General features: G+C 67.8%; 8 protein-coding genes. 3 read left to right on the top strand and 5 right to left on the bottom strand.

Annotated features, from left to right (window positions below; translation table 11 throughout):
• Nucleotides 1–93: 93 nt before the first annotated feature.
• From Sa4125_RS06040 to Sa4125_RS06030, 3 genes are all read right to left on the bottom strand, one after another.
• The gene (locus Sa4125_RS06040; protein ID WP_224004793.1) at nt 94–5634 is read right to left on the bottom strand and encodes an alpha-2-macroglobulin family protein; all 5541 of its coding nucleotides are present in this window, start codon (nt 5632–5634) and stop codon (nt 94–96) included.
• 208 nt (nt 5635–5842) lie between these two features.
• Entirely contained in the window at nt 5843–8287 is a 2445-nt protein-coding gene (locus Sa4125_RS06035; RefSeq protein WP_224004790.1) for an EAL domain-containing protein, read from the bottom strand.
• A 515-nt stretch (nt 8288–8802) separates the two neighbouring features.
• A complete protein-coding gene (locus Sa4125_RS06030) occupies nt 8803–10350 on the bottom strand; it encodes an acetolactate synthase large subunit (protein ID WP_224004787.1) in 1548 nt (515 codons plus the stop codon).
• Nucleotides 10351–10713: 363 nt separating this feature from the next.
• Between Sa4125_RS06030 and Sa4125_RS06025 the strand changes: the two genes are divergently transcribed.
• Nucleotides 10714–11355 carry a DUF2161 family putative PD-(D/E)XK-type phosphodiesterase gene (locus Sa4125_RS06025; RefSeq protein ID WP_345944316.1) on the top strand — a complete coding sequence of 214 codons (642 nt, stop codon included), beginning with the start codon at nt 10714–10716 and terminating at the stop codon, nt 11353–11355.
• A gap of 49 nt (nt 11356–11404) precedes the next feature.
• Here Sa4125_RS06025 and Sa4125_RS06020 read toward each other — a convergent pair whose 3' ends face one another.
• Together Sa4125_RS06020 and Sa4125_RS06015 are read right to left on the bottom strand one after the other, a co-directional pair.
• Nucleotides 11405–11953, bottom strand: a complete 549-nt coding sequence (locus tag Sa4125_RS06020; protein ID WP_224004785.1) for a DUF1993 domain-containing protein — start codon at nt 11951–11953, stop codon at nt 11405–11407.
• Nucleotides 11954–12502: 549 nt separating this feature from the next.
• Nucleotides 12503–13084: a TetR/AcrR family transcriptional regulator gene (locus tag Sa4125_RS06015; protein WP_224004782.1), complete on the bottom strand. Its 582-nt coding sequence runs from the start codon at nt 13082–13084 to the stop codon at nt 12503–12505.
• A gap of 169 nt (nt 13085–13253) precedes the next feature.
• Here Sa4125_RS06015 and Sa4125_RS06010 point away from each other — a divergent pair, with 169 nt between their 5' ends.
• Nucleotides 13254–14474: an efflux RND transporter periplasmic adaptor subunit gene (locus Sa4125_RS06010; RefSeq protein ID WP_224004779.1), complete on the top strand. Its 1221-nt coding sequence runs from the start codon at nt 13254–13256 to the stop codon at nt 14472–14474.
• A 118-nt stretch (nt 14475–14592) separates the two neighbouring features.
• Complete coding sequence (locus Sa4125_RS06005; protein ID WP_224004776.1) at nt 14593–17808, top strand: multidrug efflux RND transporter permease subunit; 3216 nt, start codon at nt 14593–14595, stop codon at nt 17806–17808.
• Nucleotides 17809–18027 lie beyond the last annotated feature (219 nt).

Genomic DNA, 18027 nt, shown 5'->3' with positions numbered 1-18027 from the left:
GCTGCGATCTTCCGATCTCCCCCCTTGAGGGGGAGATGTCCGGCAGGACAGAGGGGGGTGCCGCGCGCAAACCGTGTCGCCCTTGCCTCCCGCCTATTGCAACGCCCCGACGACCGTCACGCGGCTTTCGTCGGTGCGGCCGCGGCGTTCGGGGCGGTACATGTCCTCGACGACGGCCGCGGGATGGACGAATTCGCCTGGCGAGACTGCCCGCACGATATAGGCAAAGCGCATGGAGGCAGCGTCGCCGGCCGCCTTGTTGACGGCGACGATGAAGCGGTCGGCGCGGAATTCGGTATGCGCCACCTCGTCGGTGAGTTCGAGGAAGCTGAGGCTGGCGACGTCGCCGCCGCGCAGGATCGACGGGTTGTCGATCTCGAAGCCCGCCGGCAGCGGGTCGTCGACGATGAGGCGCGCGGCCTCGGCATCGCCGGGCTGGACGTCGATGACGGCGACGAGACGGTCGCCCTGCCCGACGGTCGAGGGATCGGCTTCCTCGCCCTCCAGCGTGTAGTAGCTGCGGGCGATCAAGTAGCCGGCGCTTTCGGCCGGCGGCGCCTCGCGCGGCACGCCGGCAAGCGTCATCTCCGCCGAGACGGGCGTGGCGCCGCGGTTGGCGAAGTCGACCGGGGTCGCGAGCGCCCCCGCGTCGTAGGATGCGGCAAAGGCGCCCTCGCGGTCCTCTCCGGCGACGGTGAGGCTCGGCGGCCGGCTGTTGAGGAGGGCGTGGGCCGCAAGCAGCGACCAGGCGTCCTCCTGGGTCGACGTGAAGCGTTTCTCCGAACGCTCGATGCCGACGCGCTGGACGAGACCCTCGAAGTCGACGCCCTCGATCTTTGATTCCACCCCCAGCGTCAGAACGGCAGCGCCGTCGCGCAGCGGCGTGCCGTAGTCGCTGCGGCTGGACACCTGTCCCTGGTCCGCCTTTGCGCCGTCCACCGCCATGCGGAACACGGTTTCCGAGCGCACCCGGTCGCCGTAGAGCGCGAGCGCGGCGGCCAGGTGTGCCTGGGCCAGCGGCGTCCTGAAATTCCCCGCCTCGTTGTCGGCGTAGTAGCGCAGGTCGCCGATCGCGGCACGGCCGTTGCGGGCAAGGACGTAATAGGCATAGGCGACCGGGCCCCAGTCCGGCTGTTCCGGCAGATAGTTGATGGAATTGCGGAGGTTGTCGAGGGCGAGCGTGAAGCCTTCATCCGGCACCGCGTAGCCCGTCTCGCGGGCACGCGTCAGGAAGTCGGCGACATAGGCGTCGAGCCAGAGATCACCGCTGTCGGGGCGCCAGAGGCCGAAGCTGCCGTTCGACGACTGGTTGGCGAGAACGCCCTTCACCGCCGCATTCACGCGCTCGGCGACGTCCTCGCTGCCGGAAAGTCCGGCGGAGAGGATCGTCTGGTCGAGATAGACGAGCGGCATGGCGCGGCTCGTCAGCTGCTCGGTGCAGCCATAGGGATAGCGGTCGAGCGCCCGGACGACGCCGGCGACGTCGAAGCCGCCGAGGCCGGTGATCGACACGGTCGCACGCACCGTCTCCGGCACGTAGCCCTCGAGAATATCGTCGCCGAGGGTCAGTCGGCCGCCGTTCGCAGCCAGCTCGAAGCGGCTTTTGGCGACGGTTTCCGGTGCAAGGGAGCGCACCGGCAGCAGAAAACTCTTGGTGAGGACGGTCCCGTCCGGCGTCGTCATCGCGAGCTCGAAGGCGGCGTCGCCGACGGTTTCCGCCGTCACCGGCACGATCACCCGCTGGCGGCCGTTCGCGGCGAGCTCGAACGAAGAGTCCCCGTTCGCCTCGAGGCGCACGATGCCCTCGCCGCCGGAGAGCGCCAGCTGGACCTTGCCCGTCGGTCCTTCGACATGGTTGACGTCGATCGCGATGCGCGAAGTGTCGCCCGGCGCCAGGAAGCGCGGTTGGCTGACCTGCACGACGATCGGGTCGCGCACGAGCATGTCGGCGCTGGCCTCGCCGACGCCGCTCTTCGACCAGGCGACGGCCATCAGCTTCAGCGTGCCGTTGAAATCCGGCACAGCCACGGGAATGGAGACCTTGCCGTCTTTTCCGGCGGTGACGACGCCGGAAAAGAGCGCGACGAGCTGGTCCATCGGCGGCGGCGAGACCATCGACGCCCCGGCGTCGCCGCCCGAGCGGACCGAGCCGGGCGCGCCCTGCATGCGGTCGATCAGCCGGGAATAGAGATCGCGGATCTCGACGCCGAGCCGCCGCTGGCCGAAGTAGAAGTCATTCGGCGAGGGCGGCGTGAAGCTCGTGATGTTGAGGATGCCGACGTCGACGGCGGCCAGTGTCACATAGGCCGTCTCGCCCTCGGCGATGCCGGCGACGGTGAGGCCGACGTCGACGGTGCGGCGCGGCTCGATCTCGGCCGGCGCCTTGAGGCTGACCGCCAAGGCGCGATTGCCGGGATCCACGGCGGCGTGGACGAGGCCGATCGCCCGGCCCGGCATGCGCTTTTCCACGAGATTCATCGGCCGGTAGAGAACTGCGGTGACATAGACGCCGGGGCCCCAGTCGCGGGTGACGTCGAGCGTCACGTCGCCGCCTTCGGCCGGGATGTCGGCACTGGCCTTCGTGATGACGCGCTCGTCCATGACGAGCACCTCGACCTTGCCGGCAAAGCGCGGCTCGATATGGACGACGGCCTTGTCGCCGATGGCGTAGCGCGGCTTGTCGAGCGAGACCTTCAGGATGTCGGGCGTCTCGGCCGAGGTCGCGGCGACATACCAGCCGGCGTCGAAGGCAACGCTTGCCGGCAGGGCATTGCCGGCGGGATCCGTCAGGACGAGCTCGTACCCGCCCCACTCGACAGGGACGGCGATCTTGCCGCCCGCTTCGGCGGAAAGATCCAGCGATCCGCTGGCGACGCGGGCGACGGAGCGGGTCGGCTCGTAGTTCCAGCGGCCGTTCGACTGGTACCACTGGAAGTTCATCGTGATCTTGTTGACCACCCAGTCGACCTCGGAGAGACCGGACCGCTTGGCGTCCGGACCGAGCGCGACGATATCGAAAGCCGCCTCTGCGCCCTGCCCGACCGCGCCATCGAACAGCCGCTTGATGCCGAGCCGCGGCTTGGCGCCCGCCAGCGGCAGGTCGACCGTCTTTTCCACAGGTCTTCCGCCGGCGTCGGTGACCTGGACCTGGACCGAGGCCTTTAGCGGCTTCGTTGTCACCGGCGGCTCGAATTTTTCGATGGTGAGCGACGAGTGACCCGCCTCGTCCGTCACGTCTCCGGAGAAGGGGATGCGCATGGCCGTCGGCTCGTCGTCCGCAAGGCCGAAATGATAGCCGGAAAATCCGTCGATGGTCTCCGCCACCTGGAGGATCGTCACACCAGACACTTCGAGCCCGGCCGCGGCGGCCCCGAAGAGATAGCGCACGTCGACCGAAGCCGCCGGCGGCGCGGCCGGATCGAGGATCTCGCCCGCCACCGTGAGGTCGAAATCGATCTTCTGCGGCTCGAAATCGTCGACGAGGACGGTCTGCTGCGCCAGTGCCGGACGCTTCGGATCGGTGAAGAGGGCAAAGGTCCAGGCGCCGCGCATGGCGTTGGCGGGGAAGCTCGTCTCCCAGGTGAAGCCGCCGGCCGCCTCGCCGGAGATCTGCTGGCGGGCGAATTCGACGCCGTCGGGACGCGTGACGATGCCGGTCAGCGTCAGCCCCTCCACCGCCTCGCCACGGCCGTCCCGCATCAGGCCGGTGAAATGGGCGGTATCGCCGGTGCGGTAGATGCCGCGCTCGGGCGTCAGGAAGACATCGAGGGCGCCGGCCGGCTGCCGGCCCTCGACGCCGCGGTCGGTGAGATCGAAGGGCGTCGCCGTCAGGTCGAGGAAGACGAAATCGCCGGGCGCCGCGCCATCCTCGGGCTTTGCCGCCGAGGTGTTTTCAGGAGAGGCCCCGTCGGCTGACGCCATCAGCACCGCTGGCCGGTCGCCGCCGGTGCCGCGCATCAGCCCGGCGGAGAGCCTGGCATAGCCCTTGTCGTCCGTGGTCACGGTGCCGAGCACGTTGTTGTTGGCCGCCACGACGTCGAGCTTGACGCCGGGGAGCGGCAGGGCCGTGCCGAGCGATCGGGCGAAGACGTGGAATCCATCTTCGGCCGAGAAGGTGGAGAGACCGATGTCGGTCAGGACGAACCATTGCGTCGCCAGCGCCTCGTAGTCGTTCTTGGCGTTGGTCGCGTTGGCCGAAAGAAGGTAGACGCCAGGATGGAGGTCCGTGACGAGAGCCGACACCGGAATGGCCGTCGTGACCTCCTCGTTCGTCCTGCGGGCGACGTCGACGAACCCTTTCCAGACCTGTTCTCCCTGGTTGTCGGCGATGTCGTCGACCTCGTAGCTCGCGAACTGGCCGAGGAAACGGCTCTCGGCGATGGTGCGGGCGAGCTGCCGGTCGCCGATGCGCACGAGCCGCGCCTGCACCGTATCGGTGTTGACCGTCGTCACCGGGATCGTCGCCTCGCCACCGGCCGGCAGGACATAGGCGTTCGAGGCGAAGCGCACCGAGGGGTCGCGGTCGCGGACATAGACCGAGATGTCGGACGGACGGGCCGTCTTCTCGCCGCTGGCGCTGAGGATGCCGGGCCGAATGACCATGCGGTAGCGCGCGCCATGCGTGACACCCTCGACGCAGACCTGCGAGCCGCTGGCCGAGACCGGCAGGCTGTCGCCGCCGTCGACCGAGACATAGTTGCCGATGGTCTCGGAATTGATCAGAGACGGCGCGAGCGCCTCCGAGAAGTTCACGCAGATGCGCGGGTTGGCGGCATTGTTGTCGACGGTGTTGTCGGTGATGCGGAAACCGTGGCTGGCAACGGCCGCGTCGAGGCGGGTGCGCGTTTCGGCAAGGTCGAGGACGGCGATGCTGGCGCGCCAGGTCTTGATCGCGCTGGCCCAGTCCTCGGCTGCGGCCATCGACTGCGCCAGGAGATCGAGCGCGCTCGCCTTGCCGACGGCGTCAGCGGCGGTGACATAGGCGTTGATCGCGGCCGGTGCGCGCAGGGCGTCGTTCGCCTGCTTCTGCTCGTAGTCGTCCGAGGTAAAGGCGAGTGTCGCGAGGGCGAGGCCTTTCCAGGCTTCGGAATCAGACGCATCGCGCTTCAGGATCTCGCGGTAGAGCCTTGAGGCCTCGGCAAAGTCGCGGCCGGAGAGCGCGGTGTCGGCAGCGGCAGCGATCGCACCGTCGTCGAGGCCCGCATCGCGCTCCTCGCCCTCGACGGCCAGACGCAACTGGGCGGCTCCGTCGCGCTGCTCCTTCGGCAGGAAGGCAAGTTCCGCCTCCCGCTCGGCGACCTGGTCCTCGGTCAGGGCCGCGGCCGTGACCACGCGCCCGGACGTCGCCTTCTGCGCATAACGCAGTTCGCCGATTTCCGACTTCAGGAAACACCATTTCGTCGAAGTGTTGAGGGTGAAGGCCTGGCACTTGGCATCGGAGAGACAGGCGGTCTCGCAGATATTGGCGTCGACATCCTTCAGGATGTCGTAGTCGCCGCCGAAATAGTCGGCGTTGGGGGAAGAGACGATGCGGCGTTCGGCAGTGGATTGGGACAGCGCCGGCTGCCCCGTCAGGGCCGCGAGTGCGAGGGCCAAGAGCACACCGATACCGCGCGTCCGAAACAGCTTCCGCATCGCTTCCCCCAAGCACTCTCTAGCGTTTCGGGCGATTTTCCGGGATCGCGCGAAACGCTGGATTTCAAGTCGCCGCGCCGGATACTGCGAAAAACCGGTTCCCACTTTTTCGCCCGGCGCTCTAGGCTACCTTGCGGAACCTATTCCGGTTCGCAAAGGCTTTCCAGTCGGATTCGGCGGGCCGCCAGTTTGTTCTCGGCAAAGAAGGTCAGTCGGCGGCGCGGGCTTCGGAAAAGCCTGTCAGGGCGGCCCTGCCGGTGGGCAAGCGGGCCTCGTCGCTGGTACGCGGAGCGACTGTTTCGCGCCGGCGCGGTAGATCGGCAGCAGCGCTGAACGCTTCCAGGAAGGCCGGCAGTTCCGCGGCCGGGCGGGGTTTGCTGAAGTAGTAGCCCTGCATCTCGTCGCAGCCTTCCGCCAGGAGCAGGTCGCGCTGTCCCGCGGTTTCCACGCCTTCCGCGATGACGCCGATGCCCATCGCCTTGGACAGGCCGATCACCGCCCGCACCACGGCGAGATTTTCGCGTTTCATCAGGTCGCGCACGAAGGACTGGTCGATCTTGACCTTGTCGAAGGGGAAGCGGCTGAGATAGCCAAGCGAGGAATAGCCGGTGCCGAAATCGTCCATGGAAATGCGGATGCCGAGCTTGCGGAACCCCCGCAGCACGGCCAGGACGCTCTCGGTGTCGTGCAGGAGAACGCTTTCGGTGATTTCCAGCTGAAGCCGGCCGGGCGGCAGGCCGGTCTCCGTCAGTATGTGCCTGACATCGGTGTACAAGGTCGCCTCGCGGAACTGCACCGGCGACAGGTTGACGGACACCTGCAACGGCGTCGCCCAGAGCATGGCCTGCCGGCAGGCCGATTCCAGCACCCACAGGCCGATCGGCGCGATCAGCCCGACCTCCTCGGCTATGGGGATGAATTCGCCGGGCGAGATCGCCCCGCGCGTCGGATGACGCCAGCGGATCAGTGCCTCGAAGCCGGAGATCGTCTGCTGGGTGACGTTGACGAAGGGCTGGTAGAAGAGCTCGAACTCGCCCTTCTCCAGCGCCGAAGCAAGATCGGTCTCGGTCCGCCGGCGCGACTGCAGCCTTTCGTCCATCGCCGGTTCGAAGAAACTGTAGCTGTTGCGCCCGAGCGCCTTGGCCGCGTGCAAGGCAAGGTCGGCATTCTTCAGGAGCGCATAGCTGTCGCCGGGACTTAAGGTTGCGGCGGGGTCGCCGACGGCAATGCCGATCGAGACGCCGATGGCGATGCGATGGTGATCCACCACGAAGGGGGCGGCCATCGCCGCGATGATCGCTGCGGCGAGACTCTCGGACGTTTCGGGCTGGCCGCCGATATGGACGACGGCGAACTCGTCCCCGCCCGTGCGTGCGACGAGGTCCGCGTCTCCGGCGCAGTCGAGGATCCGGCGGCCGGCAGCCTGAAGCAGCATGTCCCCGACGAGATGGCCGAGCGTGTCGTTCACGGCCTTGAAGCCGTCGAGATCGAGACACAGCACCGCGGTCTCGCCGATCAGTCCGGGATCGGCGCTCAGTTCCTGCAGCCGCTCGGCGAGGCGCGAGCGGTTCGGCAGTCCGGTCAGCGAGCAGTGATTGGCGAGATAGCTGAGGCGCTGCGTCGCGTTGTGCCGCTCCGTGATATCCTCGAAGGTGTAGACGTGCCCGCCCGCGGCGATGCCCTGACGGGAAACGGCAAGCATCGTGCCGTCGTCCATCTGCCGGGTGAAGAAACTCTCCTTCGCGGACGAGAAGATGCTGGCCAGCGCCGGCTTCTTCGCCAGGTCGGACACGGGCGTCCCTGATGCCACAGGCCCGAACAGCTCGATAAAGCGCTGGTTGACGACGGCCAACCTGCCCTTCCCGTCGAACATGCACAGACCCTGCGTCATGTTGTTCAGCGCCGCCTCGAAGCGGGCATTCTGCACGGCGATACGGCTGTCATAAGCATCGGCCTGCGTCGCCGCATCGTCCTCGATCTCGCCGAAATGGCGCGCGATGCTCGTCTGCATCACGGCGAGCGCCGACAGGAGTTCGGCCGTTTCGCTGCGCCCCCGCGGATTGATCGCATTGCTGAAATTGCCGGCGGCGATCGACTTGGCGATGGCCACCGCATGGTTCAGCGCCGGCACGATGGCGCGGTTCAGCGCAAGGCAGATGAGGACCGCAGCCAGCGTCGCCACGCCCATCGCGAGGTAATTGCGGTCGATCGAGGAATCGACCATGTCGGCGACATCCCGGCGCACGCCGTAGGCATCGGCCGCAAAGACGCGCACGGCCGCGTCCACCTCCTCGCGCGCCGTGCTCAACTCCTTCAGGAGAAGCCGCAAGGTCAGCGCGCCGCTCGAGGCGTGCAGGCGCGCCAGACGCCTTCCGATCGCTTCGGTGGCGCTGCGACCTTCGGCGGATATCGACCCTTGCCCGGCCACCGAGAGGTCGGCGATCAGCGCCGCCACTTCCGAGGTCAGACGGGCGCGCTGGGCCGGGGTGAGAACATTGGCGACCGCGTCCCCTCCCTGGTCGCGCTGCACCGCGGCATCCAGTTCCAGCATGCCGTTCTGGGCCGAACGCAAGGAATTGGTTGAAATCAGCACGTCGTCATAGATGCTGGCGGCCAGGGTGCCGATCGCGCGCTGCGAATGCTGGGCGATCACCCCGACGATCAGGGTGACAAGCGTCAGCGCCAGGCAGCCGAGCAGGATTTTCAGCTTTATCTACATGCAGGCGGCCGTTCGAACCCGGTCGCCTGACCAGCCATGCGATCTCTCGCCATCCGACCGGTGGCCTGACGGTCATGCCGCGCGATCGTCGGCGCCCTTAAAACCCTGTTGCCCTGCATAACGTGCCCAAATGCTAATTGTTAGGTAGCAATTTAAATCGAATTGCCGAAGGCACCGTTAACGTCGGCGATTTGCTTCCGATGTGAGAGTTTCGGCTTCCTTGCGTCCGCCCTTGCGGCCGCAGGCGAGCGCGCCGGACCGCCATCCGCGGCCCGGGTCGCAACGCAGGCCCTCTACGCTCTGGCCGTCGGCGCCAGCAGGCGGCGCTCCTCGCCGTCGACCGTCGAAATCAGGTTCTGCAGGCAAGGCACCGGCACGCACGCGCCCCCTCCCGAGACCGCCCGGCGGGGGAGCGTCCGTCGTTCAGGCTGCCATTTCCGGGCCTTCGGCTAGATCACCGCCTCGATCAGGAACGGGCCGTTGCCGCGGATGGCGGCCGTCAGCAGGTTGACGAATTCCCGCGCGTTCGTCGCCCGTCCCGCCTCGACGCCCATTCCCTTTGCCATGTGCACCCAGTCGAGGTCGGGCCGATCGAGATCCAGCATGGAGCGTGCATTCGCGCCGGGTTCGCCCGCACCGACGCCCTTCAACTCGTCCCGGAGGATGGCATAGGAGCGGTTGGCATAGATGATCGTGACGATGTCGAGCTTTTCGCGGGCATGCGTCCACAGCGCCTGCACCGTGTACATGCCGCTGCCGTCGGCCTGCAGGCCGATCACCTTGCGCCCGGGGCAGGCGATCGCCGCGCCGGCCGTCGCGGGCAGGCCCATGCCGATCGCGCCGCCGGTCAGTTGCAGGAAATCGTGCGGTGCGGCCTGATGCGTCGGGGTGAAGAAACCGAAGCCGGAGGTGACGGACTCGTCGACGACGATGGCGCCTTCCGGCATCAGCGCCGCCACGGCCTGCGCGATCGCGACCGGAGTCAGCGCGCCGTCCGGAACCGGGAGGCGTTCGCCGGAGCTCAGAATGGGCCTGACGTCCCGGCCGATCGACAGTGCGTCGGCCACCCGCTCGAGCGCCTCCGGACCGTCTTCGCCGGGCTGCGACAGGGTGAGGACGGCGCAACCCTCCGGCAGCATCGAGCCGGGCTTGCCGGGATAGGCGAAGAAACCGACCGGCGCCTTGGCGCCGACGAGGATCACCTGCTGGACCTCCCTCAGGTCCGCCACGGCCGCGTCGATCCGGAAGAAAACCCGTTCGAGCGCCACCCGCCCGGCGCCGCGCTGCATCCGCCCGTTCGCCTGCTGCGTCAGGAGGCGGGCGCCTGTCGCCTGGGCGATGCGGCTGGCGGTTTCGAGTGCGCCGGCGCGCAGCGTCATGCCGGCGAGGAGGATGAGCGTGCGCTTGCCGTTGCGCAAGGCCGCCGCGGCGGCCGCGATCGCGCATTCGCCAACGACGGGCACCTCGGGCACCTTGGCGACGGCGATCGCGGCGTTCGTTTCGCTCCACGCCGCATCCGCCGGCAGGATCAGCGTCGCGATCTGCCCCGGCGCCGTCCGTGCGACTTCGATCGCCGTGGCCGCATCGCGCGAGACGGCGTCCGCATTCTGCGACGTGTGCACCCAGTGCGACATCGGCCGTGCCAGCCCCTCGATGTCGCTCTGCAGCGGCGCGTCGTGCACCAGGTGATAGGACGCGTGATCGCCGACGACGTTGACCATCGGCGTTCCGGCGCGGCGGGCATTGTGCAGGTTTGCCAGTCCATTGGCGAGGCCGGGGCCGAGATGCAGGAGTGTCGCCGCCGGCCTGTCGGCCATGCGCGCATAACCGTCCGCGGCCCCCGTGACCACGCCCTCGAACAGGCCGAGCACGCAACGCATCGAAGGCTTGCGATCGAGCGCCGCGACGAAGTGCATTTCCGACGTGCCGGGATTGGCGAAGCAGACATCGATCCCGTTGAGGAGAAGCGTATCGGCGAGGCTATCGGCTCCGTTCATGGTGGAGGTCCTTCGAATTGACTGCGGAAAGGCCCTGCGAGAATACCGGGCACGGGGAAGGCCGTCCGCCGCCGTCGCTGGATGCGCGGCGGCTGGCGCGAATGGCCATCCACCATCAGCTAGGGCGTCGGGGCACTTGTTCGAATACCCGCGCACCGGTTGCCTGTACCGCCGCGTCGCCGCGGACCGGGGTCGGAGCCCGACAACGCATGAGACCTTTACGAAGCGGTGCCGGTCGTGGACAAGCGCCGGTGGACAAGCGCCGACGGCCGCCAACGAGTCGCAGCATCCTCGAAAACGGTGACATGCCGGAATCAGGGAAGCACCGGGAGAGACCCTCTGGAAACCACGCTCTACGCACCGGTGAAGACCTATCTGGAGACCCTCGGCTTCACCGTGAAGGGCGAGGTCGGCGGATGCGATCTCCTCGGGCTCAGCGAAGGCGAGCCGCCGGTGGTGGTGATCTGCGAACTGAAGCTCAGCTTCAACCTGGAACTCGTGCTGCAGGGCGTGGAGCGCGCCGCCGCCGCCGACGAGGTCTGGCTGGCGGCGAAGCTGTCGAAGCGGGGCAAGGGCCGCGAGAGCGACGCGCGCTTTCGCAATCTCTGCCGGCGGCTCGGCTTCGGCCTCCTCGGCGTCAGCGAGCGCGGCACTGTCGAGATCCTTCTCAGCCCGGAAGCCCCAAGCCCTCGCCGCGACGGCAAGAAGCGCTCGCGCCTCATGCGCGAGCATCAGCGACGACGCGGCGACCCGACCGCGGGCGGCGGGTCACGCGCGCCTGTCATGACCGCCTACCGGCAGGCGGCGCTCGCCATGGCGGCAAGACTCGCCGCCGGCCCCCTGCGTCCGCGCGACCTCAAGAGCGTCACCCCCGACGCGCCCAAAATCCTGCAGCGCGACGTCTATGGCTGGTTCGTCCGCGAGGCGCGCGGCATCTACGCCCTCACCGGCGCCGGCCACGCCGCCCTCCTGCGCTGGCCACAGGACCCGCCGACCGACCCTTGAATTTGGTAACCCGGGGCGCCCGGCATCGGAACCGCGTCGACCGCTGGCCTTAACCGAAGAGCTGAACCTGCTTTTCCGGCTGGGGCGCCGCCGGGCGGTTGCCGAGATAGTCCATCTTGCCGATCGGCACGCCGTTGGCGCGCAGGATCGCGTAGGCGATCGAGACGTGAAAGTAGAAGTTCGGCAGGGCGAAGTGGGTGAGGTAGTCGCTGCCGGTGAAGGTCATGGTGCTGGAGCGGGTCTTCAGCGTGACGATGCGGTCCTGGCTGGCATCGACCGCGGCGACGTCGACCGTGCCGAGAAAGGCGATCGTTCTGGCGATGCGCTCCTTCAGTTCGGGGAACGTCGTCTCGGTGTCGGCGAAGCTCGGTGCCTCGATGCCGGAAAGCCGCGCACCGGCGCCCTTGGCGGTGTCGCTGACGAGTTGGATCTGGCTGGAGAGCGGGTGCATGTCGGGGGCAAGGCGTGCCGCGACGAGGGTCGCGGGATCGATGCCGGCAGCTTCGGCGTGGGCGACGGCGGCATCGAGCAGAGCGGACAGATTGCCGAGCATGCGCGTCATGGCGCCGACCGAGCTGGGATAGATCGAGAGAGACATCAGAGGCTCCTGGGGGTTGAGATCGAGGATGACCGGCCGCTTCGCCCGGCGGCCAGCCACGCCCGGCGGAATGCCGAAAAGGCCATGGCATGCCCCGCATCGGGAGCGAGGCGGCGGGAAGCGCATGATCCCGAGCGCCGGACCTCCAGCGTTCTGAAAAGATCACGCGTCAGCGAGTATCTAGAACGGCACGGCGCCTCGAAGGACAGCCATTCGCTCTGGCAGGCCGTGGGCCGCCGCTGGAGGCCGGCGACCCACGGACACGCCCTTCCCGGCGAAAGCCCGGACGGCGTGAGACGAACGGGAGAGAAGCGCGGCATATGCCGGAGGCACAGGCGCTACGCCACCGGCAACGCCCATAGGCCGCGCCCGTGGCGGCGCCTTGACGTCGCTCACCGCCGCACGCGGCGGGTGCGATCAACCTTCAGCGTCGCGTGTGATCCTCCCAATTGTGTACCTTTCGGTATATATCTCCACGCGGAATTGCCTGTCAACGGCAAATCGCAGAACTCGGGATGTCGCGGGAAACCGTCGGTCGGCGAACCTTGCTCAGCCGGGCCAGGTCCGCAAGGTCATCTCCACGACCTTCATCAGCGATTCCCGGCCGGCGCCGGCAACAGCCTGGACGGCCATCCCCTGCGAAACGGTCATGATGTAGCGGGCGAGATCCACCGGATCGCAATCGGCCGGCAGGTCGCCCTCGTCCTTGGCCTTCTGCATGCGTTCGGCCAGGGTCTGCTCGCCGAACCTGCGCTTTTCGATGACGGCCTTCTGCACGGCGGTCGCCGCGTCGCTGCATGCCATCGCCGCGTTGATGCCGAAACAGCCGCCGGGATTGCACGAGGCCGTCAACGCCTCGACATAGCCGTTCATCATCTTCTCGACCACGGCGCGCGACGTCGGCTCCTTCATCGCCTCGCGGAAGAAACCCATATAACCCTGCTCGTAGCGCTCGAGCGCCTTGCGGAACAATTCTTCCTTGTTGCCGAAGGTCCCGTAGAGGCTGGGCCTGGTAATCCCCATCCCGTCGGTCAGATCGGTCAGCGAGGTGCCTTCGTAGCCCTTGCGCCAGAACAATTCCATCGCCGCCTGAAGCGCTTCGTCGACGTCGAATTCCCGGGGCCGGCCCATTTTCTTGGTCTCCTGCAAAATAATTACCGATCAGTACATAATTACGATTGACTCAGGCTGCCAGGCGCCCCTATCTCTGTGCTATACCGACCGGTATGAAACGTCAACTAAACGTTCGTCCACCGGTTTTTGACTTGGTGGCGCTTGTTCGCCGGAACAGGATGATCTCATGACCCGTCATTCTCTGACACGCAATGCGCTTCTTGGCGCAATCGTCGTGACCGCGACGCTCGCGGGTCCCCAGTTCCTCGTCGGACAGGATTCCGCGGAACTGGACAGCCCGGCCGTCGCGGCAGCGCCGCCCCCGGCCATGCCGGTCTCGGTCGCCGTCGTCGCTGCCCGGCCCGTCACTGAGTGGCAGTCGTTTTCCGGCCGTCTCGAGGCGGTGGGACGCGTCGAGCTGCGCTCTCGCGTCGCAGGGGCAGTCGACGCCATCCATTTTCAGGAGGGCTCTCTCGTCGCCGTCGGCGATCTCCTCGTCACCATCGATCCCCGACCCTACCAGGCCGAGGTCGCACGCGCCGAAGCAACCGTCGCGGCGGCCGAGTCCCGCCTCGCGCTCGCCCGCAACGAACTCGACCGCGGCAAGCGACTGGTCCAGTCGCGCACGATGTCGCAGAGCGACTACGACCAGCGGATCAACGGCGAGAGCGGCGCCATCGCCGAGCTCGAAGCGGCAAAAGCGGTGCTGCGCACGGCGACGCTGAACCTTGGCTATACCGAGATCCGCGCGCCGATCGCCGGCCGCGTCGGCCGCATCGAGGTCACCGTCGGCAATCTGATCGAGGCCGGCGCCGCCTCGCCCGTTCTCACCACGCTCGTTTCGGTCAGCCCGATCTATGCCAGCTTCGAGGCCGGCGAGGACGTCGTCGCCGAGGCGCTCGGCTCGCTGCCGCAGGGCGCCGATCCGCGCAAGGCCATCGACAGCATTCCAGTGCGCATGGACGCCGGCGGGCGCGCCGGTATCGACGGCGAGCTGCAGCTCATCGACAATACGGTCGACCCCGTCAGCGGCACGGTGCGCATCCGCGCCAGTTTTGCCAACACCGACGGCAGCCTGATGCCCGGACAGTTTGCCCGGCTGTCGCTCGGCGGGGCGAAGCAGGAAAACGCCCTCCTCGTTTCCGAGCGCGCCGTCGGCACCGACCAGGACAAGAAATATGTCTTCGTCGTCGGCGCCGACAACAAGGCCGAATACCGCGAGATCGCCCTTGGCGGGCGGGCCGACGGCCTGCGCATCGTCACCGAGGGGCTGAAGCCGGATGAGCGAATCGTCATCAACGGCCTGCAGCGCGTGCGCCCCGGCGCGACGGTCGCGCCGGAAGTCGTCGCGATGGATTCGCTGACGGGCAGCGGCCTCCAGGCCGCCGCCGCCGAACCCCCGAAATAGGCATGACGCCGGGTGCCGCCCGGCGCCCGGCGATACCGGCCCCTCTCTTCACGCGTCACCTTGCCGGCATCGTCCCGATCCCCGGGCCGTTGCCGAGCGCCGCTCCACGGACCCCGTCATGAACCTTTCCCGCTTTTTCATCGACCGTCCGGTCTTTGCCGGCGTCCTCTCCTTCATGATCTTCCTCGGCGGCCTGCTGTCGCTGACGGGGCTGCCGATCTCGGAATATCCCGACGTCGTGCCGCCCTCGGTCGTCGTGCGCGCCAACTATCCCGGCGCCAACCCGAAAGTGATCGCCGAGACGGTGGCGACCCCGATCGAGGAGGCGATCAACGGCGTCGAGGGCATGCTCTACATGGGCAGCCAGGCGACGACGGACGGCCTGATGACGCTGACCGTCACCTTCCGCCTCGGCACCGATCCGGACCAGGCGCAGCAGCTGGTGCAGAACCGCGTCGCGCAGGCCGAGCCGCGCCTGCCGGAAGCTGTCCGCAGCCTCGGCGTGACCACGATCAAGAGCTCGCCCGACCTGATGATGGTGGTGCATCTCACCTCCCCCAAGGGCCGCTACGACATCACCTATCTGCGCAACTACGCCCTCCTCAACGTCAAGGACCGGCTCGCGCGCATCGACGGCGTCGGCGACGTCCAGCTGTTCGGCGCCGGCGACTATTCCATGCGCATCTGGCTCGACCCGCAGAAGACGGCCGAGCTCGGCCTGTCCGCCAGCGACATCGTCGCCGAGATCCGCGGCCAGAACGTCCAGGCCGCGGCCGGCGTCGTCGGCTCCTCGCCGGGCCTTGCCGACATCGACATGCAGCTTTCCGTCAACGCGCAGGGCCGCCTCGACAGCGAGGAGGAGTTCGGCGACATCATCGTCAAGACGAGTGCGAGCGGTGCGGTCACCCGGCTGCGGGATGTCGCCCGGATCGAGCTCGGCGCCGCCGATTATGCCCTGCGCTCGCTGCTCGACAACCGCCAGGCTGTCGCGATCCCGGTCTTCCAGGCGCCCGGTTCCAACGCCATCGCCATCGCCGACGCGGTCCGCGCGACGATGGAGGAAGCCAGGCTCGGCATGCCCGAGGACGTCAACTACGAGATCGTCTACGACACCACGCAGTTCGTCCGCGCCTCGATCGAAGCGGTGATCCACACGCTGTTGGAGGCGGTCGCGCTCGTCGTCCTCGTCGTCATCCTGTTCCTGCAGACCTGGCGCGCCTCGATCATCCCGCTCGTCGCCGTACCGGTGTCGATCGTCGGCACCTTCGCGGTGATGCATCTCTTCGGCTTCTCGATCAACGCGCTCAGCCTCTTCGGCCTGGTGCTGGCCATCGGCATCGTCGTCGACGACGCCATCGTCGTCGTCGAGAACGTCGAGCGCAACATCGAGAAGGGGCTGTTGCCGCGCGATGCCACCATCCAGGCGATGCGCGAGGTCTCCGGGCCGATCATCGCCATCGCCCTCGTCCTCGTCGCGGTGTTCGTGCCGCTCGCCTTCATCACCGGCCTCACCGGCCAGTTCTACCGCCAGTTCGCGCTGACCATCGCCATCTCGACGGTGATCTCGGCCTTCAACTCGCTGACCCTGTCGCCGGCGCTCGCCGCCCTCCTTCTGCGCAGCCACGACGCGCCGAAGGACCGGCTGACGCGGATCATGGACTTCTGGCTCGGCTGGCTCTTCCGCGCCTTCAACGCCGTCTTCACCCGCTCGTCCAACGCCTACGGCCGCGGCGTCGGCGGGGTCGTCACGCGCAAGACTGTCATGATGGGGCTCTATCTCGTCCTTGTCGGCGCCACCGTCGTGATGTTCCGGCTCGTTCCCGGCGGCTTCGTGCCGCCGCAGGACAAGCAGTATCTCGTCGGCTTCACGCAGCTCCCGGACGGCGCCTCGCTCGACCGGACGGAAGGCGTGATCCGCCGCATCAGCGACATGGCCCTGAAGATCCCCGGCGTCGAAAGCGCCATCGCCTTTCCCGGCCTGTCGATCAACGGCTTCACCAATTCGTCCAATTCCGGCATCGTCTTTCTCAGCCTGAAACCCTTCGAGGAGCGCACGACGCCGGACCTCTCCGCCGGCGCCATCGCCGGCCAGCTGAACCAGGCGATGGGATCGATCCAGGAGAGCTTCAGCGCCGTCTTTCCGCCGCCGCCCGTCCAGGGTCTCGGCGCCATCGGCGGCTTCAAGCTGCAGCTCGAGGATCGTGCCGGCCTCGGCTACGAGGCGCTCGACGGCGCGGTAAAGGCTTTTCTCGCCAAGGCGCAGGAAGCACCCGAACTCGTCGGTCTGTTCTCGTCCTACCAGGTGAACGTGCCGCAGCTCTACGCCGACGTCGACCGCACCAAGGCGCGCCAGCTTGGCGTGCCCCTGCCCTCGATCTTCGAGACGCTGCAGATCTATCTCGGCAGCGTCTACGTCAACGACTTCAACAAGTTCGGCCGCACCTACTCGGTGCGCGTGCAGGCCGACGCCGCCTTCCGCGCGCATGCCGAGGACATCGGCAAGCTCGAGGTGCGCTCGACCGCCGGCGAGATGGTGCCGCTGTCGGCGCTCCTGAAGGTCACCTCATCGGCCGGACCGGAGCGGGCGATGCGCTACAACGGTTTTCTGTCCGCCGACGTCAACGGCAACGCCGCGCCCGGCTATTCCTCCGGCCAGGCGCAGGAGGCGGTGACGCGCATCGCCGCCGAGACACTGCCGCCCGGCATCGACTTCGAATGGACCGAACTCACCTATCAGCAGATCATCGCCGGCAATTCCGCCTTCCTGATCTTCCCGCTGTCGATCCTGCTGGTCTTCCTGGTCCTTGCCGCGCAATACGAGAGCCTCACGCTGCCGCTCGCCATCGTCATGATCGTGCCGCTGGGTCTCCTCGCCGCGCTCACCGGCGTCTACTGGACAGCGGGGGACAACAACGTCTTCACCCAGATCGGCCTGATCGTCCTCGTCGGCCTGTCGGCGAAGAACGCCATCCTGATCGTGGAATTTGCCCGCGAACTGGAGCTGGAAGGCATGACGCCGATCAAGGCGGCGATCGAGGCCAGCCGGCTGCGCCTTCGGCCCATTCTGATGACCTCGTTCGCCTTCATCATGGGCGTCGTCCCGCTCGTCACCTCGACCGGCGCGGGCGCGGAGATGCGCCATGCGATGGGCGTCGCCGTCTTCTCCGGCATGATCGGCGTCACCGCCTTCGGCCTGTTCCTGACGCCGGTCTTCTACGTGCTGATGCGCGCCGTCGCCGGCAACCGCTCGCTGCAGATGGCGGGAACGGGCGACGGGCCTGCGGCCCCGGCGACCGCCGCTCCGGCCGCCGCCCATCCGCAGCCGGCCGAATAGGATTCCGCGGGCAGCCGGTCGCCCCCGAGGCCGGTCGCCCGCGGACAGGGCGCGCGCTTTGCGGCGCGCGCCCGCTTGCCCTCACAAGGGCTGCCGAAGCGCTGTCGCCCGCGGCAAGGAGTGTGAACATCGCACGCCGCGCGAGACGCGGCTGCGCCTCCTCTGGAAAAACCGGTGTTCCAAAGTCGCGCGGTGGGAGACCGACAGGGTGGGTCCCAG

The sequence above is a fragment of the Aureimonas sp. SA4125 genome, from assembly GCF_019973775.1.
GTDB lineage: Bacteria > Pseudomonadota > Alphaproteobacteria > Rhizobiales > Rhizobiaceae > Plantimonas.
This window is presented reverse-complemented; position numbering and strand designations above follow the sequence as displayed.

What these genes read in the sequence shown, in the direction of transcription:
- Sa4125_RS06040 (WP_224004793.1), bottom strand. Translation starts at nt 5,634, where the DNA reads ATGCGGAAGCTGTTTCGGACGCGCGGTATCGGTGTGCTCTTGGCCCTC.
- Sa4125_RS06030 (WP_224004787.1), bottom strand. Translation starts at nt 10,350, where the DNA reads ATGAACGGAGCCGATAGCCTCGCCGATACGCTTCTCCTCAACGGGATC.
- Sa4125_RS06020 (WP_224004785.1), bottom strand. Translation starts at nt 11,953, where the DNA reads ATGTCTCTCTCGATCTATCCCAGCTCGGTCGGCGCCATGACGCGCATG.
- Sa4125_RS06015 (WP_224004782.1), bottom strand. Translation starts at nt 13,084, where the DNA reads ATGGGCCGGCCCCGGGAATTCGACGTCGACGAAGCGCTTCAGGCGGCG.
- Sa4125_RS06010 (WP_224004779.1), top strand. Translation starts at nt 13,254, where the DNA reads ATGACCCGTCATTCTCTGACACGCAATGCGCTTCTTGGCGCAATCGTC.
- Sa4125_RS06005 (WP_224004776.1), top strand. Translation starts at nt 14,593, where the DNA reads ATGAACCTTTCCCGCTTTTTCATCGACCGTCCGGTCTTTGCCGGCGTC.